16 protein-coding genes and 3 pseudogenes are annotated in these 16,051 nt (G+C 47.2%); 4 read left to right on the forward strand and 15 right to left on the reverse strand.

Features of this window, described 5'->3' with window-relative positions; all coding sequences use genetic code 11:
* The first annotated feature begins 11 nt into the window (after window positions 1-11).
* On the forward strand, window positions 12-1,025 hold the full coding sequence (rsgA, locus tag DXE27_RS00910) for a ribosome small subunit-dependent GTPase A (protein WP_128112541.1): 1,014 nt from the start codon (window positions 12-14) through the stop codon (window positions 1,023-1,025).
* On the opposite strand, the gene DXE27_RS00915 is transcribed toward rsgA, so the two are convergent.
* The 6 genes from DXE27_RS00915 to rpsP all read right to left on the reverse strand — a co-directional run bounded on the left by DXE27_RS00915 (window position 970) and on the right by rpsP (window position 4,945).
* On the reverse strand, window positions 970-1,929 hold the full coding sequence (locus DXE27_RS00915; RefSeq protein WP_128112542.1) for a CobD/CbiB family protein: 960 nt from the start codon (window positions 1,927-1,929) through the stop codon (window positions 970-972). The two genes, rsgA and DXE27_RS00915, sit on opposite strands and share 56 nt — an antisense overlap.
* A complete protein-coding gene (locus DXE27_RS00920) occupies window positions 1,926-2,663 on the reverse strand; it encodes a CoA pyrophosphatase (RefSeq protein WP_128112543.1) in 738 nt (245 codons plus the stop codon). The genes DXE27_RS00915 and DXE27_RS00920 overlap by 4 nt, the downstream gene beginning before the upstream one ends.
* 68 nt (window positions 2,664-2,731) lie before the next feature.
* Entirely contained in the window at window positions 2,732-3,124 is a 393-nt protein-coding gene (gene rplS, locus DXE27_RS00925) for a 50S ribosomal protein L19 (RefSeq protein ID WP_128112544.1), read from the reverse strand.
* A 139-nt stretch (window positions 3,125-3,263) separates the two neighbouring features.
* On the reverse strand, window positions 3,264-4,010 hold the full coding sequence (gene trmD, locus DXE27_RS00930; RefSeq protein ID WP_128112545.1) for a tRNA (guanosine(37)-N1)-methyltransferase TrmD: 747 nt from the start codon (window positions 4,008-4,010) through the stop codon (window positions 3,264-3,266).
* A gap of 25 nt (window positions 4,011-4,035) precedes the next feature.
* Window positions 4,036-4,602, reverse strand: coding sequence for a ribosome maturation factor RimM (gene rimM, locus DXE27_RS00935; RefSeq protein ID WP_128112546.1), 567 nt, complete (start codon window positions 4,600-4,602; stop codon window positions 4,036-4,038).
* Between the two features lie 97 nt (window positions 4,603-4,699).
* Window positions 4,700-4,945 carry a 30S ribosomal protein S16 gene (gene rpsP, locus DXE27_RS00940; protein WP_128112547.1) on the reverse strand — a complete coding sequence of 82 codons (246 nt, stop codon included), beginning with the start codon at window positions 4,943-4,945 and terminating at the stop codon, window positions 4,700-4,702.
* Between the two features lie 221 nt (window positions 4,946-5,166).
* On the opposite strand from rpsP, the gene DXE27_RS00945 reads away from it, so the two are divergent.
* Together DXE27_RS00945 and DXE27_RS00950 are read left to right on the forward strand one after the other, a co-directional pair.
* Entirely contained in the window at window positions 5,167-5,691 is a 525-nt protein-coding gene (locus DXE27_RS00945; protein WP_231969589.1) for an META domain-containing protein, read from the forward strand.
* Between the two features lie 142 nt (window positions 5,692-5,833).
* Entirely contained in the window at window positions 5,834-6,178 is a 345-nt protein-coding gene (locus DXE27_RS00950) for a hypothetical protein (protein ID WP_231969590.1), read from the forward strand.
* 56 nt (window positions 6,179-6,234) lie between these two features.
* On the opposite strand, the pseudogene DXE27_RS00955 reads toward DXE27_RS00950, so the two are convergent.
* The 5 genes and pseudogenes from DXE27_RS00955 to DXE27_RS00975 all read right to left on the reverse strand — a co-directional run bounded on the left by DXE27_RS00955 (window position 6,235) and on the right by DXE27_RS00975 (window position 12,441).
* Window positions 6,235-8,023: pseudogene (locus DXE27_RS00955) on the reverse strand (acyl-CoA dehydrogenase).
* Between the two features lie 55 nt (window positions 8,024-8,078).
* Window positions 8,079-9,014, reverse strand: coding sequence for an electron transfer flavoprotein subunit alpha/FixB family protein (locus DXE27_RS00960; RefSeq protein ID WP_128112550.1), 936 nt, complete (start codon window positions 9,012-9,014; stop codon window positions 8,079-8,081).
* Window positions 9,015-9,764 carry an electron transfer flavoprotein subunit beta/FixA family protein gene (locus tag DXE27_RS00965; protein ID WP_128112551.1) on the reverse strand — a complete coding sequence of 250 codons (750 nt, stop codon included), beginning with the start codon at window positions 9,762-9,764 and terminating at the stop codon, window positions 9,015-9,017.
* 76 nt (window positions 9,765-9,840) lie between these two features.
* Window positions 9,841-11,462, reverse strand: a pseudogene (locus tag DXE27_RS10350) (acyl-CoA synthetase).
* A 59-nt stretch (window positions 11,463-11,521) separates the two neighbouring features.
* Window positions 11,522-12,441: pseudogene (locus tag DXE27_RS00975) on the reverse strand (histone deacetylase family protein).
* A gap of 85 nt (window positions 12,442-12,526) precedes the next feature.
* Here DXE27_RS00975 and DXE27_RS00980 point away from each other — a divergent pair.
* The gene (locus tag DXE27_RS00980; RefSeq protein WP_128112552.1) at window positions 12,527-13,774 is read left to right on the forward strand and encodes a lytic murein transglycosylase; all 1,248 of its coding nucleotides are present in this window, start codon (window positions 12,527-12,529) and stop codon (window positions 13,772-13,774) included.
* Between the two features lie 13 nt (window positions 13,775-13,787).
* Here the strand turns inward: DXE27_RS00980 and cysM are convergent, their stop codons facing one another.
* From cysM to DXE27_RS00995, 4 genes are all read right to left on the reverse strand, one after another.
* Window positions 13,788-14,699: a cysteine synthase CysM gene (gene cysM, locus DXE27_RS00985; protein WP_128112553.1), complete on the reverse strand. Its 912-nt coding sequence runs from the start codon at window positions 14,697-14,699 to the stop codon at window positions 13,788-13,790.
* A gap of 41 nt (window positions 14,700-14,740) precedes the next feature.
* Entirely contained in the window at window positions 14,741-15,169 is a 429-nt protein-coding gene (locus tag DXE27_RS00990; RefSeq protein WP_128112554.1) for a ComEA family DNA-binding protein, read from the reverse strand.
* A 134-nt stretch (window positions 15,170-15,303) separates the two neighbouring features.
* Window positions 15,304-15,426, reverse strand: a complete 123-nt coding sequence (locus DXE27_RS09945; protein WP_269459783.1) for a hypothetical protein — start codon at window positions 15,424-15,426, stop codon at window positions 15,304-15,306.
* Window positions 15,427-16,041 carry an alpha/beta hydrolase gene (locus tag DXE27_RS00995; protein ID WP_128112555.1) on the reverse strand — a complete coding sequence of 205 codons (615 nt, stop codon included), beginning with the start codon at window positions 16,039-16,041 and terminating at the stop codon, window positions 15,427-15,429. It lies immediately after the preceding gene.
* Window positions 16,042-16,051 lie beyond the last annotated feature (10 nt).

Consider the following 16,051-nt stretch of genomic DNA (forward strand, 5'->3'; position numbering starts at 1 on the left):
TATAGCACAACATGGAACATTTTCACGCGCTACTCACTGCATCCTATGGAAGGTATTATTTAGCGCAACGTTTATTGCCGGATACCCACGGTAATGAATCCCCAAGCGGTCCATTGATACAAGTAAGTACGCCAGCAAAACAACACGTTGGCGCAGTGGGCGATCGCCTGCTACTGGAAATGACTTCTGCAGATCAGGCGCGCATTATTCAGATTGAGCCACGTGAAAATATTCTGTATCGATCCGATGCTTTCAAGAGCAAGATTATTGCCTCTAATGTTGATCAGATCCTGGTGGTGCTTGCGACCCAACCTGCGTTCTCTCCAGATCTGCTGGGTAGGGCTGTAGTAGCTGCTGAGGCCAATCAAATTGGCTTACACATTCTGCTAAATAAATGCGACCTCAAAGATAACCTCGAACATGCACGCAAGATCATTGCACCATATGAACGCATGGGCTACCCGGTAAGCGAAGTCTCTGCTAAGTTTGATTCGGCATCTATTGATTCATTACGCCCAGCACTAGAAGGCAAGGTCTCTGTTTTTGTTGGGCAGTCCGGCATGGGCAAGTCTAGCTTACTCAATGCGTGGGTGCCAAATGCGGCTGCTCTCACCCAAGAATACTCAGTACGTTTAGACACCGGCAAGCACACAACAACTGCTTGCCGTTACTTTGAGCTCCCAGAGGCTTGGGGTAGAAATGCTGATGGCAAGCTTGGTGCTTTAATTGACTCCCCTGGTTTTCAGGAATTTGGTTTGGCCCATATGTCAGTAAGTGAGCTACAGCATGCCTTTAGGGAATTTAAAGATTTATTAGGCAAGTGTCGCTTTCATAACTGTGTCCATCAATCTGAGCCAGATTGCGCAGTGCGTGATGCTGTAGACAAAAATGAAATAGCGCCAGAAAGACTGGCGCTATTTAGACAACTTCGCTCGGACTCAAAAACTGCCGATACGCAAATTCAGGGTATTAGCCAAGCCAAAGAGCGATGGTCAGCATTAGCAACAAAGCCATCCAAGCGATAACCAAGCGCCACACCAAGCCCACTGCAGAGCGCATCGTACGCTCGGTAGGCTCTAAACCCACTTCGTAGACTACTGGCTCACCAGCTTCAGCCATACGCAATGCTTCATCGCTATCTGGCTCACTCATCGGCTCACCCAAGCGCACTCCAAGTGCACCACTACCGGCCGCCAAAATCACCGCAGATAAAGAGTCAGACCATTTTTGCGTGAGATAGCGCCATCCATAAACAGCACCTTCAAGGTTACCAACAATCGCAAAGCCCATTGCGGTAATGCGTGCAGGAATCCAATCGAGTACATAGAAGAAATGACGTGATGATTCGCTTAGGTTGTAATCGCCACGCTCAGACCAGCGTTGAGATGCAAGATCTGCTAACCGATACAGCACAACGCCTGCAGGACCCATTGGCATCATGAACCAGAACAACACACCAAACACATGATGGTGTGAACCAATAATGGCGCGCTCAAGAGCCAATGAAATCACTTCAGACTCTGTCAAGTTTGCAGTGTCTAGATCTGGGCCATACCACTCGCCAAGAGCAATACGGGCCGCAGGTAAATCATGTGCTTCAATTGCTTCATGGACCGCGGTAAACGAATGACTAAATTGGCGGAAACCAAAAAACAAATATGCGATGGCTACGTTCCACAGAAAACCAAGAATTGGATAAGTCACCATGCAGGTGACATACACCATGAACACCAAAAAGGTTGGGAGAACAAAAGCGACTAAGCAGGCCATGCGCGCACCAACTGGGCTCGCGCCATTTTCCGTCTTGCCGCCAAACTCACCGGCTACCCAATCTAACCAACGCGCACTGATACGCGCAATCCAATGGTTTGAAGTGACTGGGCGATATTGCTCAGCAATGAGGGCGAAGAGAATAGAAAAGAAAGTCATACTTTTAATAAATGATATAGGTTACGTAACATTCCCGCAGTAGCACCCCAAATAATGCGGTTCTCATAAGGCATTGAATAAAAACGGCGACCACCCTGCTCACTTTGCCACAATCTCACTTGATGGTTGGCAGGATCCAATAAAAAGCTTAAAGGGACCTCAAATACATCCGCCACCTCAAACTCGTCTAAGACATATTCTGCCTGAGCTTGGACTAATCCTACTACTGGTGTGACGCTATAGCCAGAAACTGTCAAATATTCTGGTAAATGCCCAATTACCTCGACCCGCTTTCGGTCCAAACCAATTTCCTCTTCACTCTCCCTTAGGGCGGTGTCATTCGGATTTTGGTCCTCGGGGTCCATACGCCCGCCAGGGAAACTAATTTGCCCAGCGTGATCACGCAAATGGTTGGTTCTTTGTGTCAGCAGCACTGACAGGCCATCTTCTTTTAATAGTAATGGAATGAGTACTGCTGCTTTTGTTACTTTGTCAGCAGCCTGACGCTTAGAAATAATGTCTGCAGCAACCACATGACGATTTTCGTCAGTGATTTCTGGCTGCCACTCTGGCGGAAACTGTAAGCGCGCTTTTAAACCAGCTGGCTCCAGCAATTCTTTTGCCACCTTCTTCTCATGAGCGCACACCTGATGAATCGGGATCGCTTGCGCATCAAATCCCGGAGGCGCAGCGACATTAATCGCATTCTCTTCGGGTATTGGATTCTTGGGCATGTTTATATTCTAAGGCAACAAAAAAAGCGGCCTAGGCCGCTTTTCTGTTTGCATCAAAGCAGCGATTACTAAGCAGCTATAGCGGCTGTTGGTTTTACACGTGCTTGAAGCTTTTCTTTAATACGTGCTGACTTACCAGAACGATCACGCAAGTAGTACAACTTCGCGCGACGTACATCACCGCGACGCTTCACTTCAACGCTAGCGATCAATGGTGAGTATGTTTGGAAAGTACGCTCAACGCCTTCACCAGAAGAAATCTTACGCACGATAAAGCTGGAATTGAGTCCGCGATTACGCTTGGCAATCACAACGCCTTCAAAGGCCTGGGTACGCTTACGTGTACCTTCAACAACGTTAACGCTAACTACTACTGTGTCGCCAGGAGCAAAGCTTGGCAATACTTTGTTAGCGCTTAAGCGAGCAATTTCTTCTTGCTCAATTTTTTCAATTAAATTCATTTTTAATCCTTAAACATCTTATTAGCGTTTAATCCCGAGATATATAAATCAACGGACCTAACAGAGGATGCGGTTAAAACAATTTCACTAAACCAAAAAATCAAACCACCTAATCACTACCGCACACTACGAAGAGTATTTACAGCGAGCGAAGAAATTGTTCATCTTCTCGGGTTAGCAACCCTTTGGCTCTAGCCGATTCAATTAAGTCCGGCCTCAACCTGAACGTCAGCTCTAAAGACTTCTGCCGACGCCAATCCGCTATTTTAGCGTGATGTCCGCCTAAAAGCACGTCCGGGACGGATAAATTTTCATATATTTCAGGGCGAGTGTAGTGTGGATAGTCCAAAAGGCCGTTCATAAAGCTATCCTGGGTGGCAGATTCGCCATCCCCTAGGGCCCCTAGAATAAGCCTAATCACTGCATCCATCATTGCCATTGCGGGAATTTCACCCCCAGAAAGCACAAAATCCCCTATAGAAAGCTGTAAATCGACATTTCGATCGACAAAACGCTGGTCTACAGCCTCATACCGCCCACAAATAAAGCTTAAATTGCCGTAATTGAGGATATCTGTAGCTATCTTCTGAGAAAAGCGCTCTCCCTGTGGGGCTAGCAAGCAAATTGGCCCACTTTTAACGCCTGCCGCATCATGGGAGGCTCTAATTCCTGCAACGGTATCTTCCAGCGGTTTAGCCATCATCACCATGCCGGGGCCGCCGCCATACGCCCGATCATCTACCGTTTTACGGGGATCAGAGCAAAAGTCTCGAGGATTCCAAAGGTGAACGCTAGCCAATGATTGTTCACATGCGCGCCCTGTGATACCCCACTGCGTGAGAGCAGAGAACATTTCAGGGAATAGGGTCACCACATCAAAGCGCATATCAGTCTCGATTTATCTTTGAGTTTTACTGCCAGTCAGACTGCCAGTCCAGGCTAATGGTTTTATTTGGCAAATCGACGTTTTGCACAACCTCTTTGACAAATGGCACCAAGTATTTAACTTCTTTGGTCTCTGGGGTGCCAATCGCAATGACGCCATGCGCACTATTTTCGGTAACGTCAATCACCTCACCAAGAACTTCGTCTTGCAGATTGATTGCTTTGCATCCAATAAGATCAACCCAGTAATAAGAATCGGTATCCGCCTTCGGGAATGCATCGCGCGTCACCAAAATGCGCGCACCTTTTAAAGCAAGCGCTTGATCACGATCATTCACGCCATCTAATGCAATTACTACATTGCCGCTATGCATTTTGGCGCTCTTGACTTTATATTGCGTAAGAGAAGCCTCTTCATGCGACGCAGAAACGCCAGCAGCCCGACGTGGAATCAGGGAAAGCCAAACATTCTTAGAAGATAAAAGTGCAACGGGTTCTGATGAGTGAGGTCTAACCTTCACTTGCCCTTGCAAACCTTGCGCCTCAGAGATAGCGCCAAGCTCAATCAAATCATTTAGGGAAGGCGTGCTCATTGGTAAGACACCTTATTTTCCCGAAATAGAACTACTGATAAATCCTGCCTGCCGCTAAAAACTCCATCGCAAAGATGAAGTTTTTAGTAAATGAATATTAAACAGCTGGATTGTTTTTGATCAAACGAACAACGGTTGGTGATACTTGCGCACCAACACCAGTCCAGTAAGTCAAACGATCTTGAGCAATACGCATTGCTTGCTCAGATGCAGCTGCTTGTGGATTGAAGTAACCAATACGCTCGATAAAGTTCGAGTCACGACGGTTGCGCTTATCAGTAGCAACGATGCTGTAAAAAGGGCGCTTCTTAGAACCGCCGCGTGCCAGTCGAATGACGACCATACTTATTCCTTAAAATCTAAAATGAAAATAGGTTGATTACAACCCAATGAAATTTCTACAAAAAACTTTGGGCTCCAGCTCACCAACTTGTACGGTAGAGCGGAAAACCTCATATTCTAGACGAAAACCCCTACTTCTTCCACCTATTTAAGAGCCCAAGACAGTAGAATAGATCTGACAAATTGATAATAAATACATATAAAACAATAACTTACGTAATTATGCCCACTAAATTAACGGCCACCAGCCCATCTAGAAACCCCTTAAATAGCCTATTTTTAATGGTTTTCGGCCTGTCACTTGGGCTTTTAACTGCCTGCGCCAATGTCATCCCTCCTTGTAATGCAAAAACCAGCCCTCCGAGCGCCGAGCTGCGGAACACCAAGTGGGAGCTCACGCGCTGGAACCTAACCCCCAACAGCAATGGCGAGGTGCGCACACGTCAGATCCCACAGGGAGAGGCCAGCAACCCCATCCAAATCGTTTTTGATGCCAATGGTCAGCGCGTCAGTGGCTCCACTGGTTGCAATCGCTTTACTGCTTCACTAGATGAGGACTCTCATGGTTTTACGCTCAAGCAAATTGCCAGCACAAAGATGGCCTGCGCTCCACAACGCATGGAATTGGAAAATGATTTCTTGTATGAGCTGAATGACTACCGCAGTATTGTGCGTAATGGCGATCAACTACTTATGATTGGTGCTGATCGCGAAGTGCTCAGTTTTACTCAGCGCCCTAATAAATAAAGAATTAAAGTAACCCAACATTTAATAGCCAGAAAGATTCATGAAAAAGTCCAAACTCATTTTTTGCGCGCTCGGATTATTTTTTCCAGGCAGCGGCCTGAATTGTTTTTATTTACAGGGCCTGAAATCATTTTGGGCTTGGGTGCAATTATTTGCATTGATCGGTGGTCTTGCTGGCTGGACTATTTTGAAAGCAGCGCACTTTCATTCGGCGCCAGGCTGGGTATTAATTACCTTTGGCTTTATCGCGATTGAAGCCAGCTGGCTCACTACGATTGCCTTTGGTTTACGCCCAGACGATAAATGGGATGCGCAATTTAATCCTGGCATCGAAGAACAACGCCGCACACGCTCTGGCTGGCCAGTCATCTTGACCGTGATTTTCTCGCTAGTCTTTGGCGCCGGTGTCATGATGACATTCCTAGCGGTTTCGTTTGAGCAATTCTTTATCTCTCAGATTTATGAAGCAAAAAAGCTATCCCAATAATTGCAGATAGCTTTTCTTTTCGAAGACCGCTCTTTGGAGCGGTTTTTTTATGCGCTCTAGAACTGCTCGACTTCTAGCGCATTCGTTGAGTGACCGCTTTCTACAATAGATGTAGCTAGCGCTTGCGCTTGTGGCATTAAATTCTCCGTAAAGAAACGGGCTGTTGCAGTCTTGGCGCCATAAAAAGCAGGATCACTATCACGCAAGCGCTCAGCAGCAAGTAATGCACGAGCCATTTGCCAGCCACCCAATACCAAGCCAGATAGACGCAAATAAGCAAAACTACCTGCATACACCGCCTTTACATCTGTCTTTGCATTCGCAACGATGTAGCCTACAGCCTCATCAAACGCAGCACGTGCCGCACTAAGCCGCTTCAGAACTGCTTTGGCATCTACAGAACCGCTAGCAGCTAATGCCTTTTCGGTTTCGGCAATTTTCTGACCAAACAATTTAGCGGTAGCGCCACCATCACGTACAGTTTTTCTGCCGACCAAGTCATTCGCCTGAATAGCGGTCGTACCTTCGTAGATTGTCAAAATGCGAGCATCGCGATAGTGTTGTGCAGCGCCAGTCTCTTCGATGAAGCCCATACCGCCGTGCACTTGCACACCAAGGCTTGCAACTTCAATCGACATTTCTGTAGAGAAGCCCTTCACAATCGGCACTAAGAACTCATAAATAGCTTGATTGGCCTTGCGCTCTGCTTCATCTGGTGCGGCGTGTTGGGCATCGTAAGCAGCTGCAGCGTAATAAGCCAATGCACGCGAGGCCTCAATATAAGCACGCATAGTCATCAACATACGCTTTACATCTGGCTGATGAATGATGGCTACTGGGCCAGGAGAACCAGCTAAATCACGACTCTGAACGCGATCCTTGGCGTACTGCACTGCCTTTTGATAAGAGCGCTCTGCAACCGCAATACCCTGCATCCCCACTGCAAAGCGGGCGGCATTCATCATGACAAACATGTACTCTAGGCCGCGATTTTCCTCGCCAACCAAATATCCAATGGCGCCGCCATGATCGCCAAATTGCAAGACGGCCGTCGGGCTAGCTTTAATACCAAGCTTATGTTCAATAGACACACAATGCACATCATTGCACTTGCCTAAAGAGCCATCGGCATTTACTAAGAATTTAGGAACAACAAATAATGAAATCCCCTTGACGCCCTCTGGCGCATCAGGTGTTCTAGTCAACACTAAATGGACAATGTTCTTTGCCATATCGTGTTCGCCATAAGTAATATAGATCTTGGTGCCAAAGATTTTGTAAGTTCCGTCGCCTTCTGGCACCGCACGTGCGCGCACCATCGACAAATCGGAACCAGCCTGCGGTTCAGTCAGACACATGGGATCCAGTCCACTCGCCTGAAATCATATTCGGCACAAAGCGCTCTTGCAGCTCTGGGCTAGCAGCAGTCAGAAGCGCCTCAATCGCACCGTCTGTGAGCATTGGGCACAAAGCAAATGACAAGCTAGCGGAGTGAACCATTTCAAAACAAGCGGTTGCAATTAACTTTGGCAAGCCTTGTCCGCCAAACTCAGCAGGATGTATAACGCCCTGCCAGCCAGCGGCAGCAAACTGCTCAAATGCCTCTTTAAAACCAGGAGTTGTCGTAACAACGCCATCCTTAAAAGGGCTAGGGTTTTGGTCGCCCGGTCAATTGAGAGGCGCCACTACATCTTGATTGAACTTTGCAGACTCCTCCAGAATTGCTGGCGCTAAATCTGCATCGGCGCCTGCGTCTGCGTATGAGGGATAAGCCACGACATCAGATAGCCCCGCTAGTTCGTTCATAACAAACAGCATGTCTTTAACGGGGGCTACGTATGGCATTACAACTCCTCTTTAATCAATTCGACTAACGAATTTCAAACAATGAATTTGTGATTTAACCTAAGGCTTTGGTTAACTCTGGTACTGCAGTATTGAGATCAGCGACTAAACCATAATCTGCCACGCCAAAGATTGGCGCTTCTGGATCTTTATTAATTGCCACGATTACTTTTGAATCCTTCATACCCGCCAAGTGCTGAATAGCGCCAGAGATACCTACTGCGATATAAAGCTGTGGCGCAACAATCTTGCCGGTTTGCCCAACCTGGTAATCATTTGGAACATAACCAGCATCTACCGCTGCACGTGAGGCGCCTAGAGCAGCGCCCAGCTTATCAGCCAATGGTGTAATCAACTCTTCATACTTCTCGCCCGAACCTAAGCCACGACCACCAGATACGATGATCTTGGCAGCAGTCAATTCTGGACGATCTGATTTTGTTAACTCACGACCAACAAAAGATGATGAAGCTTTGCTGTCAGCCGTCGCTGCTTTTTCAATAGTGGCGGAACCACCTGTGGCAGCAACCGGATCAAAACCAGTGGTGCGCACAGTGATCACTTTTACTGGGTCGGCAGACTGAACAGTGGCAATCGCATTACCCGCATAAATGGGACGCTCAAAAGTATCTGCAGAGATTACTTTAGTAATGTCCGATAACTGAGCAACATCCAACTTAGCAGCAACGCGTGGCAATACATTCTTACCGTTCGCAGTTGCAGGTGCCAAGATATGGCTGTAGCCGTTAGCAATAGAGAGGATCTGCGCCGCCAAAGGCTCAGCTAATTGATCAGCGAGATTAGCTGCATCAATTTGAATGACCTTACGTACGCCCGCAATTTTTGCGGCAGATTGAGCAGCGGCATTGGATTGATTACCAGCAACCAAAATATCTACCTCTGGAGAGCACTGCAAAGCAGCTGCTACCGCATTGAGGGTCGCCGCTTTTAAAGATTGATTGTCGTGTTCAGCAATAACAAGTGCAGCCATTTAGATCACCTTCGCTTCATTTTTGAGTTTTTCTACAAGGGCTGCTACATCAGCAACCATCACGCCAGCAGAGCGCTTAGGCGGCTCTTCTACTTTGAGTGTTTTGAGACGCGGAGCAATATCCACACCCAAGTCTTCAGGCTTGACGATATCAACCGTCTTCTTCTTGGCTTTCATAATGTTTGGCAAGGTCACATAACGTGGCTCGTTCAAACGCAAGTCAGTTGTAATTACGGCTGGCAAAGATAGGGCAATGGTTTCCAATCCACCATCGACTTCACGAGTCACAGTAGCTTTACCATCCGCCACCACCACTTTAGATGCAAAGGTTGCCTGTGGAATATCCATCAAGCTTGCCAACATCTGGCCGGTTTGATTACTGTCGTCATCAATTGCTTGCTTACCAAGAATAATAATTTGCGCTTGCCCTTTCTCAGAAAGTGCCTTGAGAATCTTGGCTACTGCTAAAGGCTGCAGTTCAGCATCAGTTTCAACGAGGATAGCGCGGTCTGCGCCAATGGCTAATGCAGTGCGAAGTGTTTCTTGGCACTGTGTTGCACCAGCCGTAACCACAACCACTTCAGTTGCAGTGCCCGCTTCCTTTAAACGCACTGCCTCTTCCACAGCAATCTCATCAAAAAGGTTCATGCTCATCTTGACGTTAGCAAGATCAACACCAGAGTTATCTGATTTCACCCGAATTTTGACGTTGTAATCAACAACGCGCTTTACTGCTACTAAGATTTTCATTTGGAATTCTCAATAATGGTTAATGATCTATTTTATCCGGCCTGATACCTAATTTATCCGGCCTGATACCTAATTCCTAGACATCAATAGCGGTGGCAGATCCAGCCTGTTTACGTAATTCAAACTTCTGAATCTTGCCAGTCGAGGTCTTAGGCAGCTCGCAGAATACAATGGCTCTAGGCACCTTAAAGCCCGCCAAATGCTGCTTGCAATGGGCAATGATCTCATCAGCCGTGACCTCAACACCAGGTTTGATTTCTAAGAAAGCGCAAGGTGTTTCGCCCCACTTAGGATCTGGCTTAGCGACAACTGCAGCGGCATTGATTGCTGGGTGGCGATAGAGCACATCCTCCACTTCAACAGAGGAGATATTTTCTCCGCCAGAAATAATGATGTCTTTACTGCGGTCTTTCATCTTCACATAGCCATCAGGATTCATGACAGCCAAGTCACCAGAGTGGAACCAACCGCCCTCAAAAGCTTCTTTAGTTGCTTTTTCGTTCTTCAGGTAACCCTTCATGGCGAGATTGCCCTTGAACATAATTTCACCCATGGTTTCAGGATCCAATACAGAAATCGCCTGTTGCATGTGATAACGCACACCCTGACGAGCATTCAAACGAGCGCGTTCGCCAATATCCAAATCATTCCACTCATCTTGTTTAACGCACACAGCTGCAGGACCATAAACCTCGGTCAAACCATATACGTGCGTTAAGTCAAAACCAAGCTTTTCCATGCCTTCAATAATGGAAGCGGGAGGCGCAGCGCCCGCAATCAAACCCTTGACGCCTGCAGGCACGCCAGCCTTCAGTTCATCGGGCGCATTAACCAATAGGTTGTGCACGATCGGCGCCGCACAGTAGTGGGTTACACCATGCTCTTTAATGGCGGCAAAATATGTTGCGCGTCTACGCGGCGCAAGCGGACATTGACACCCGCACGCGCAGCAATCGTCCATGGGAAGCACCAGCCATTGCAATGGAACATGGGCAAGGTCCAAAGATATACAGGATGCTTGTTGATATCCCAATCCAACACATTGGAAATGGCGTTAATGGCTGCACCGCGGTGGTGGTACACAACACCCTTCGGATTGCCAGTCGTACCCGAGGTGTAGTTCAGGCAAATGGCTTGCCATTCATCTGCAGGCACTTGCCATGCGAAATTTGGATCTCCCTCAGAAAGTAAAGCCTCATAAGTGAGTTTTCCTAATTTCTCACCAGGCACATCAAATTCTTTTTCCTCAACCTCAATCACTAAAAATTCGCGGCCCGAATCCTTCTTCGCAATCTCAATTGCTTTTTTCATAACAACCGAGAACTCTGGATCTACGATGACCACTTTGGCTTCACCATGATTAAGCATGAATGCCACAGACTCAGCATCTAAGCGAGTATTAAGCGCATTCAATACAGCGCCCGCCATTGGAATACCAAAGTGAGCCTCCACCATTGGTGGGGTATTTGGCAACATTACCGCTACGGTATCCCCCAAACCGATGCCATGCTTTTGCAAAGCGCTAGCAAGGCGACGGCAACGCTCATAAGTTTGCTTCCAGGTCTGGCGTAATTTGCCATGAATGACAGCGGTTTTATTTGGGTAGATCTCTGAAGATCTTTCTAAAAATAAAAGTGGTGTAATCGGCGTGAAGTTTGCGGAGTTACGCTCCAAACCTTGTTCATAAATATTTGCCATCCTGGACCTTTGATAATCAGTATTACTTTTAAATTTGCTAGATTGATTTAATGGCTCATTTAAATATCAGCCAAAGCCTTAATGTGCGCAACTACACTGCGACCCAATGCAGATAAGTTATAGCCACCCTCTAAGCAGCTCACGATACGGTTTTGCGCATATTGATTGCCGATTTCTTTAAGGCGCTTTGTAATCCACGCGTAGTCATCCTCAACTAAACCCATCTGACCTAAGTCGTCTTCGCGGTGCGCATCAAATCCCGCAGAAATAATAATCAACTCAGGCTCAAAATTACGTAAAGCAGGCAACCAACGTTCTTCCACAATCGAGCGCACTACATCACCTCGAGTAGCCGCAGGCAATGGCACATTCACCATATTGTTAGCGTGATCAAGGCCGCTATAAGGATAAAAAGGATGCTGAAAGAAACTACACATCATGACATTCGGGTCATTAAAAAGGCGGCCTCTGTTCCGTTGCCGTGATGCACATCAAAATCAATAATTGCTACACGTTTAATGCCGTAAGCTTCCATGGCGTAACGCGCAGCAATGGCGACGTTATCAAACAGACAAAAGCCCATTGAACGGGTTGGCTCAGCATGATGGCCCGGGGGGCGTACGGCACAAAAGACATTCTCAACCTCGCCCTTCATGACAGCATCCACGCCCGCAATCGCTGCACCGGCAGCGCGAAGAGAGGCTCTATAGGTATGTGGATTCATGATGGTGTCGCCATCAAGCATGAAATAACCACTCTCAGGGGCGCGGTCACGCACAAAAGAGACATGATCAGGGCTGTGGACTAGCTCGAGCTGATCCTCGGTGGCCAGCGGAGCATCCAAGTGATGCAAGAAGCGATCAACCCCACTGCGAATGAGTTGGTCATTAATCGCTTGAATTCGTTCAGGACACTCTGGATGATGGCTTCCCATCTCATGTTTCAGAAAGTCTGGATGAGTTATGTATCCTGTTGTCATTACTCAAAAATCCCTAATAGCAAAACTGTAGTTTTTTATAATCCAATACAACGTGTTCAATTCTCAAATATCCAATACCCTGCGCATGAATATTCGCGTCTCCTGCCTTACTGCAGTCCTTACGGCCTGCTCTAGCACCCCAACCCAACAAACTCAACAGCAGCAGCCCATCGTAAACCAGTCTGACGATGCGGTTACTGAGGCCCGTTTTAGCCAAAATCTGAATGAGCTATTGAATCAGGTCTCCCAGACTCAAGAAATACCCCTTTTAGCCCTAGAAACAGGCTTTCTAGAGGCTAAAACGTTTCCATCCATACGCAAATTGGTATTACCCCCATCGGGCACATTTAAGAAAAATTGGCTGGCTTATCGCAAGCGCTTTATTGAACCTGTCAGGCTTAAGGCCGGCAGAGCTTTTTGGGACGAGAATCAGGCCTTTTTGAGCCAAACCCAACAGGAATATGGGGTTCCAGCCGAAATCATCGTTGCGATTATTGGCATTGAAACGATTTATGGACGCCAAACAGGCAACTTTCGCGTAAAGGATGTTTTATCCACTCTAGCCTTTAGTTACCCAGAGACCCCAAATAAGCCAGCGAGAGAACAGCTTTTCAAAGACCAGCTCAAGGAATTGATTCTGCTCTGCTGGACTGAGGCAGGGGGCAAATTACCTGCCCACAATACTACCCAGGGCATGAGCTCTTCCCGGTTTAGCAGTTGTCTCAACCAAAATAGCTCTTATGCAGGCGCTATTGGCCTACCGCAATTTATGCCCAGCAGTATTCGCAACTTTGCAGTGGATGGCGATGGAGATGGGCGCATCGATTTAAAGCAAAGCCCCAAAGATGCGATTGTGAGTGTCGCAAACTTTATGAAGCAACATGGCTGGCAGGCTGGAATGCCGATCTCCTTCCCAGCTCAAACAAATGCTATACCAGCTGCCAAAGAATTGGCTGACGGTGAGCCGAAATTAAAGTACACAGTACAAGAATTGATTGATCGTGGAATTTTGACAAAGCAGCAAGGTGATTTACAAAGTGGCGGTGTTGAACCCCAAAGTAAGGCATTTATTGTTGACTTACCATACCCCGATAAAGATGGTCTTGATCAAGCGCAATATTTTGTGGGTCTTAATAATTTCTTAACGATTGTTCAATACAACCGCAGTAATTTCTACGCACAAAGTGTTGCTGAATTTGCAGAGGCTCTGGGCTACAAGAATCAAAGTGTTGTGCCAGTAGAAGCACCCTCAAAGGCAGTAACACCCAAGGCGGGCAGTGAAAAGGCTAAGGCTAAAAAATCTGGGGTAAAGAAAAAGGCTAAGACGACCTAAGTCTTAACAGGGCTTAGGCTGGAAACACCCCTGTAGATAAATAGCGGTCGCCGCGATCGCAAACAATAAAGACAATCGTCGTATTTTCAACCTGGCGGGCAATACGTAAGGCCACGACCAGAGCCCCGCCAGCAGAGATCCCGCAGAAGATGCCCTCTTGTGCGGCTAAGCGTCGCGCCATTTCTTCTGCATCGACTTGCGTGACATATTCGATACGATCCACTCTATCGCCCTGATAAATCTTTGGCAAATACTCGGGCGCCCATTTACGAATTCCCGGAATCTGTGAACCCTCTTCTGGTTGCACACCAATAATCTGAATCTCAGGATTCATTGACTTGAGATAAGTAGAGACTCCCGTGATTGTTCCAGTGGTGCCCATGGCAGATACAAAGTGCGTTATCTGTCCATCGGTATCTCGCCAAATTTCAGGACCAGTAGTTTCTATATGCGCTCTTGGATTATCAGGATTAGCAAACTGATCAAGCAATCTACCGCGCCCTTCTCTTTGCAATTGCAGAGCATAGTCTCTGGCAAATTCCATACCACCAGAAGCTGCAGTTAGAATCAATTCCGCGCCATACGCGGCCATACTTTGGCGACGCTCGATACTTTGGTTCTCAGGCATCACCAAAATCATTTTGTAACCCAGCATAGCTGCAGTCATTGCCAAAGCAATTCCCGTGTTCCCACTGGTAGCTTCTATTAAGGTATCGCCCGGTTTAATTTCTCCACGCTCTTGTGCGTGCATGATCATCGACAGCGCAGGTCGATCTTTCACCGACCCGGCTGGATTATTACCCTCTAGCTTACCCAGGATGACGTTGCCACGATTCTCATTCTCAAGGCCGGGAATACGTTGTAGGCGAACTAAGGGCGTATTGCCCACAGTTTGCGAAATCGTCAGGTAAGAAGGTTTGCTCATAAAGCCATTTTAGCCATAAGCGCCACTACACCCGAAAGGGTTTAATTTCGTCGAGTTGACCCCGAACGCTCCGGCTGATGGCGAGTACCAGCTTGACCACGAGAATTGCGTCGACCACTAGCTCCGCCCTCCTTCTTTTTTGCACGCCCATTAGGCTCACGAAAAGAACTGGGGGTTTCAATTGTGAGGCCGTTATCCACCATTTTCTCAACCGACTTCATGCCGATACCACGCACCCGCTTCTGCAAATCATTGGCATCCTGAAAATGGCCGCCATCTAAACGCTCCGCAATAATAGTCTTTGCCTTGGCTGGACCAATTCCCTTGATACCTTCAAGCTCTGACTGAGTGGCTGTATTCACGTTAACTGGGGATGCATAAGCACCATAGGGAACTACTGCAAATGCGATGGCCAAAGCCGCGGCCCTTACTAGACCTCTTAAGTCACTCAAATTGAAATTTATATTCATGTACTCTCCTGAAGTAAATAAAAAATCCACGGACACAAAGTGCGCGTGGATCGTTTACAACGAGAATGCGGAAGATTGGTTGAGCGAATTAGGTCCCCAGCAACTAAATCGGTATTTACTGACGCCCTGCTAAATTAATGGCTCAAGATAAATTGAGCAGCGCGCTTCACAAACTCGGGCTCAGTTTGATTAAAGCCATGGTAAGCAAAGGATTCACATACACCACCTTCAGAGATGCCGCCTTCAATAATTTCCAACTAAGAAACGTATTTAGAGGGCCTGCCCTCAATGACTCTGGAGGTTGCTACAACGGGAGTACCAGCGCATCCATCATGAGCATGGTGTATGCCAAGCACAGGAAGGCTTACTTCATCATTCAAGGATGCGCTATAAATTGTTCCTGCAATGATAATTCCAGAAAGCGTGCCTTTTGATGCGCCTAATTCATTCGCATAATAAGTGGCTGTGGAGCTACCCATGCTATGGCCAAATATCCACACCGGCAAACCAAATTTAGCTTTATAAAACTTAACCACCTCATCCACTCTTGTCAGATGGTCTTGGCGGCCACGTAGATTGCCTCTGCGCAGATCGCCTAAGTCATATGGGCTATCCACTAGCACCGCTGCGATGCCATATTGCTCCCACATCCCCAAAGAGCGAACAAAAGTATGTTTACTTCTTACCGCACCACTATCGGAGATGCCTGCTATGCCACCACCACCCGGAAATAACAGCACTAGAGCACGTGGTTTTGAGGGTTGGACTAATAAAGTTTTTGTAGGAGCCTCATCCGCATGAGGGACATCAAAAACTTGAGCACTAACACCAAAGCTAATTACCCAAATGGCAATCGCTAAGAAAAATTTCATTGGTACAGTC

Origin of the sequence: Polynucleobacter necessarius (assembly GCF_900096755.1) — a bacterium.
GTDB lineage: Bacteria > Pseudomonadota > Gammaproteobacteria > Burkholderiales > Burkholderiaceae > Polynucleobacter > Polynucleobacter necessarius_K.

Coding starts and splice junctions, on each gene's coding strand:
- DXE27_RS00945 (WP_231969589.1), top strand. CDS start 5,167: ATGCCCACTAAATTAACGGCCACCAGCCCATCTAGAAACCCCTTAAAT.
- DXE27_RS00920 (WP_128112543.1), bottom strand. CDS start 2,663: ATGCCCAAGAATCCAATACCCGAAGAGAATGCGATTAATGTCGCTGCG.
- cysM (WP_128112553.1), bottom strand. CDS start 14,699: ATGAGCAAACCTTCTTACCTGACGATTTCGCAAACTGTGGGCAATACG.
- DXE27_RS00915 (WP_128112542.1), bottom strand. CDS start 1,929: ATGACTTTCTTTTCTATTCTCTTCGCCCTCATTGCTGAGCAATATCGC.
- trmD (WP_128112545.1), bottom strand. CDS start 4,010: ATGCGCTTTGATGTGGTGACCCTATTCCCTGAAATGTTCTCTGCTCTC.
- rplS (WP_128112544.1), bottom strand. CDS start 3,124: ATGAATTTAATTGAAAAAATTGAGCAAGAAGAAATTGCTCGCTTAAGC.
- DXE27_RS00995 (WP_128112555.1), bottom strand. CDS start 16,041: ATGAAATTTTTCTTAGCGATTGCCATTTGGGTAATTAGCTTTGGTGTT.
- rsgA (WP_128112541.1), top strand. CDS start 12: ATGGAACATTTTCACGCGCTACTCACTGCATCCTATGGAAGGTATTAT.
- DXE27_RS00990 (WP_128112554.1), bottom strand. CDS start 15,169: ATGAATATAAATTTCAATTTGAGTGACTTAAGAGGTCTAGTAAGGGCC.
- DXE27_RS00980 (WP_128112552.1), top strand. CDS start 12,527: ATGAATATTCGCGTCTCCTGCCTTACTGCAGTCCTTACGGCCTGCTCT.
- DXE27_RS00960 (WP_128112550.1), bottom strand. CDS start 9,014: ATGGCTGCACTTGTTATTGCTGAACACGACAATCAATCTTTAAAAGCG.
- rimM (WP_128112546.1), bottom strand. CDS start 4,602: ATGAGCACGCCTTCCCTAAATGATTTGATTGAGCTTGGCGCTATCTCT.
- DXE27_RS00965 (WP_128112551.1), bottom strand. CDS start 9,764: ATGAAAATCTTAGTAGCAGTAAAGCGCGTTGTTGATTACAACGTCAAA.
- rpsP (WP_128112547.1), bottom strand. CDS start 4,945: ATGGTCGTCATTCGACTGGCACGCGGCGGTTCTAAGAAGCGCCCTTTT.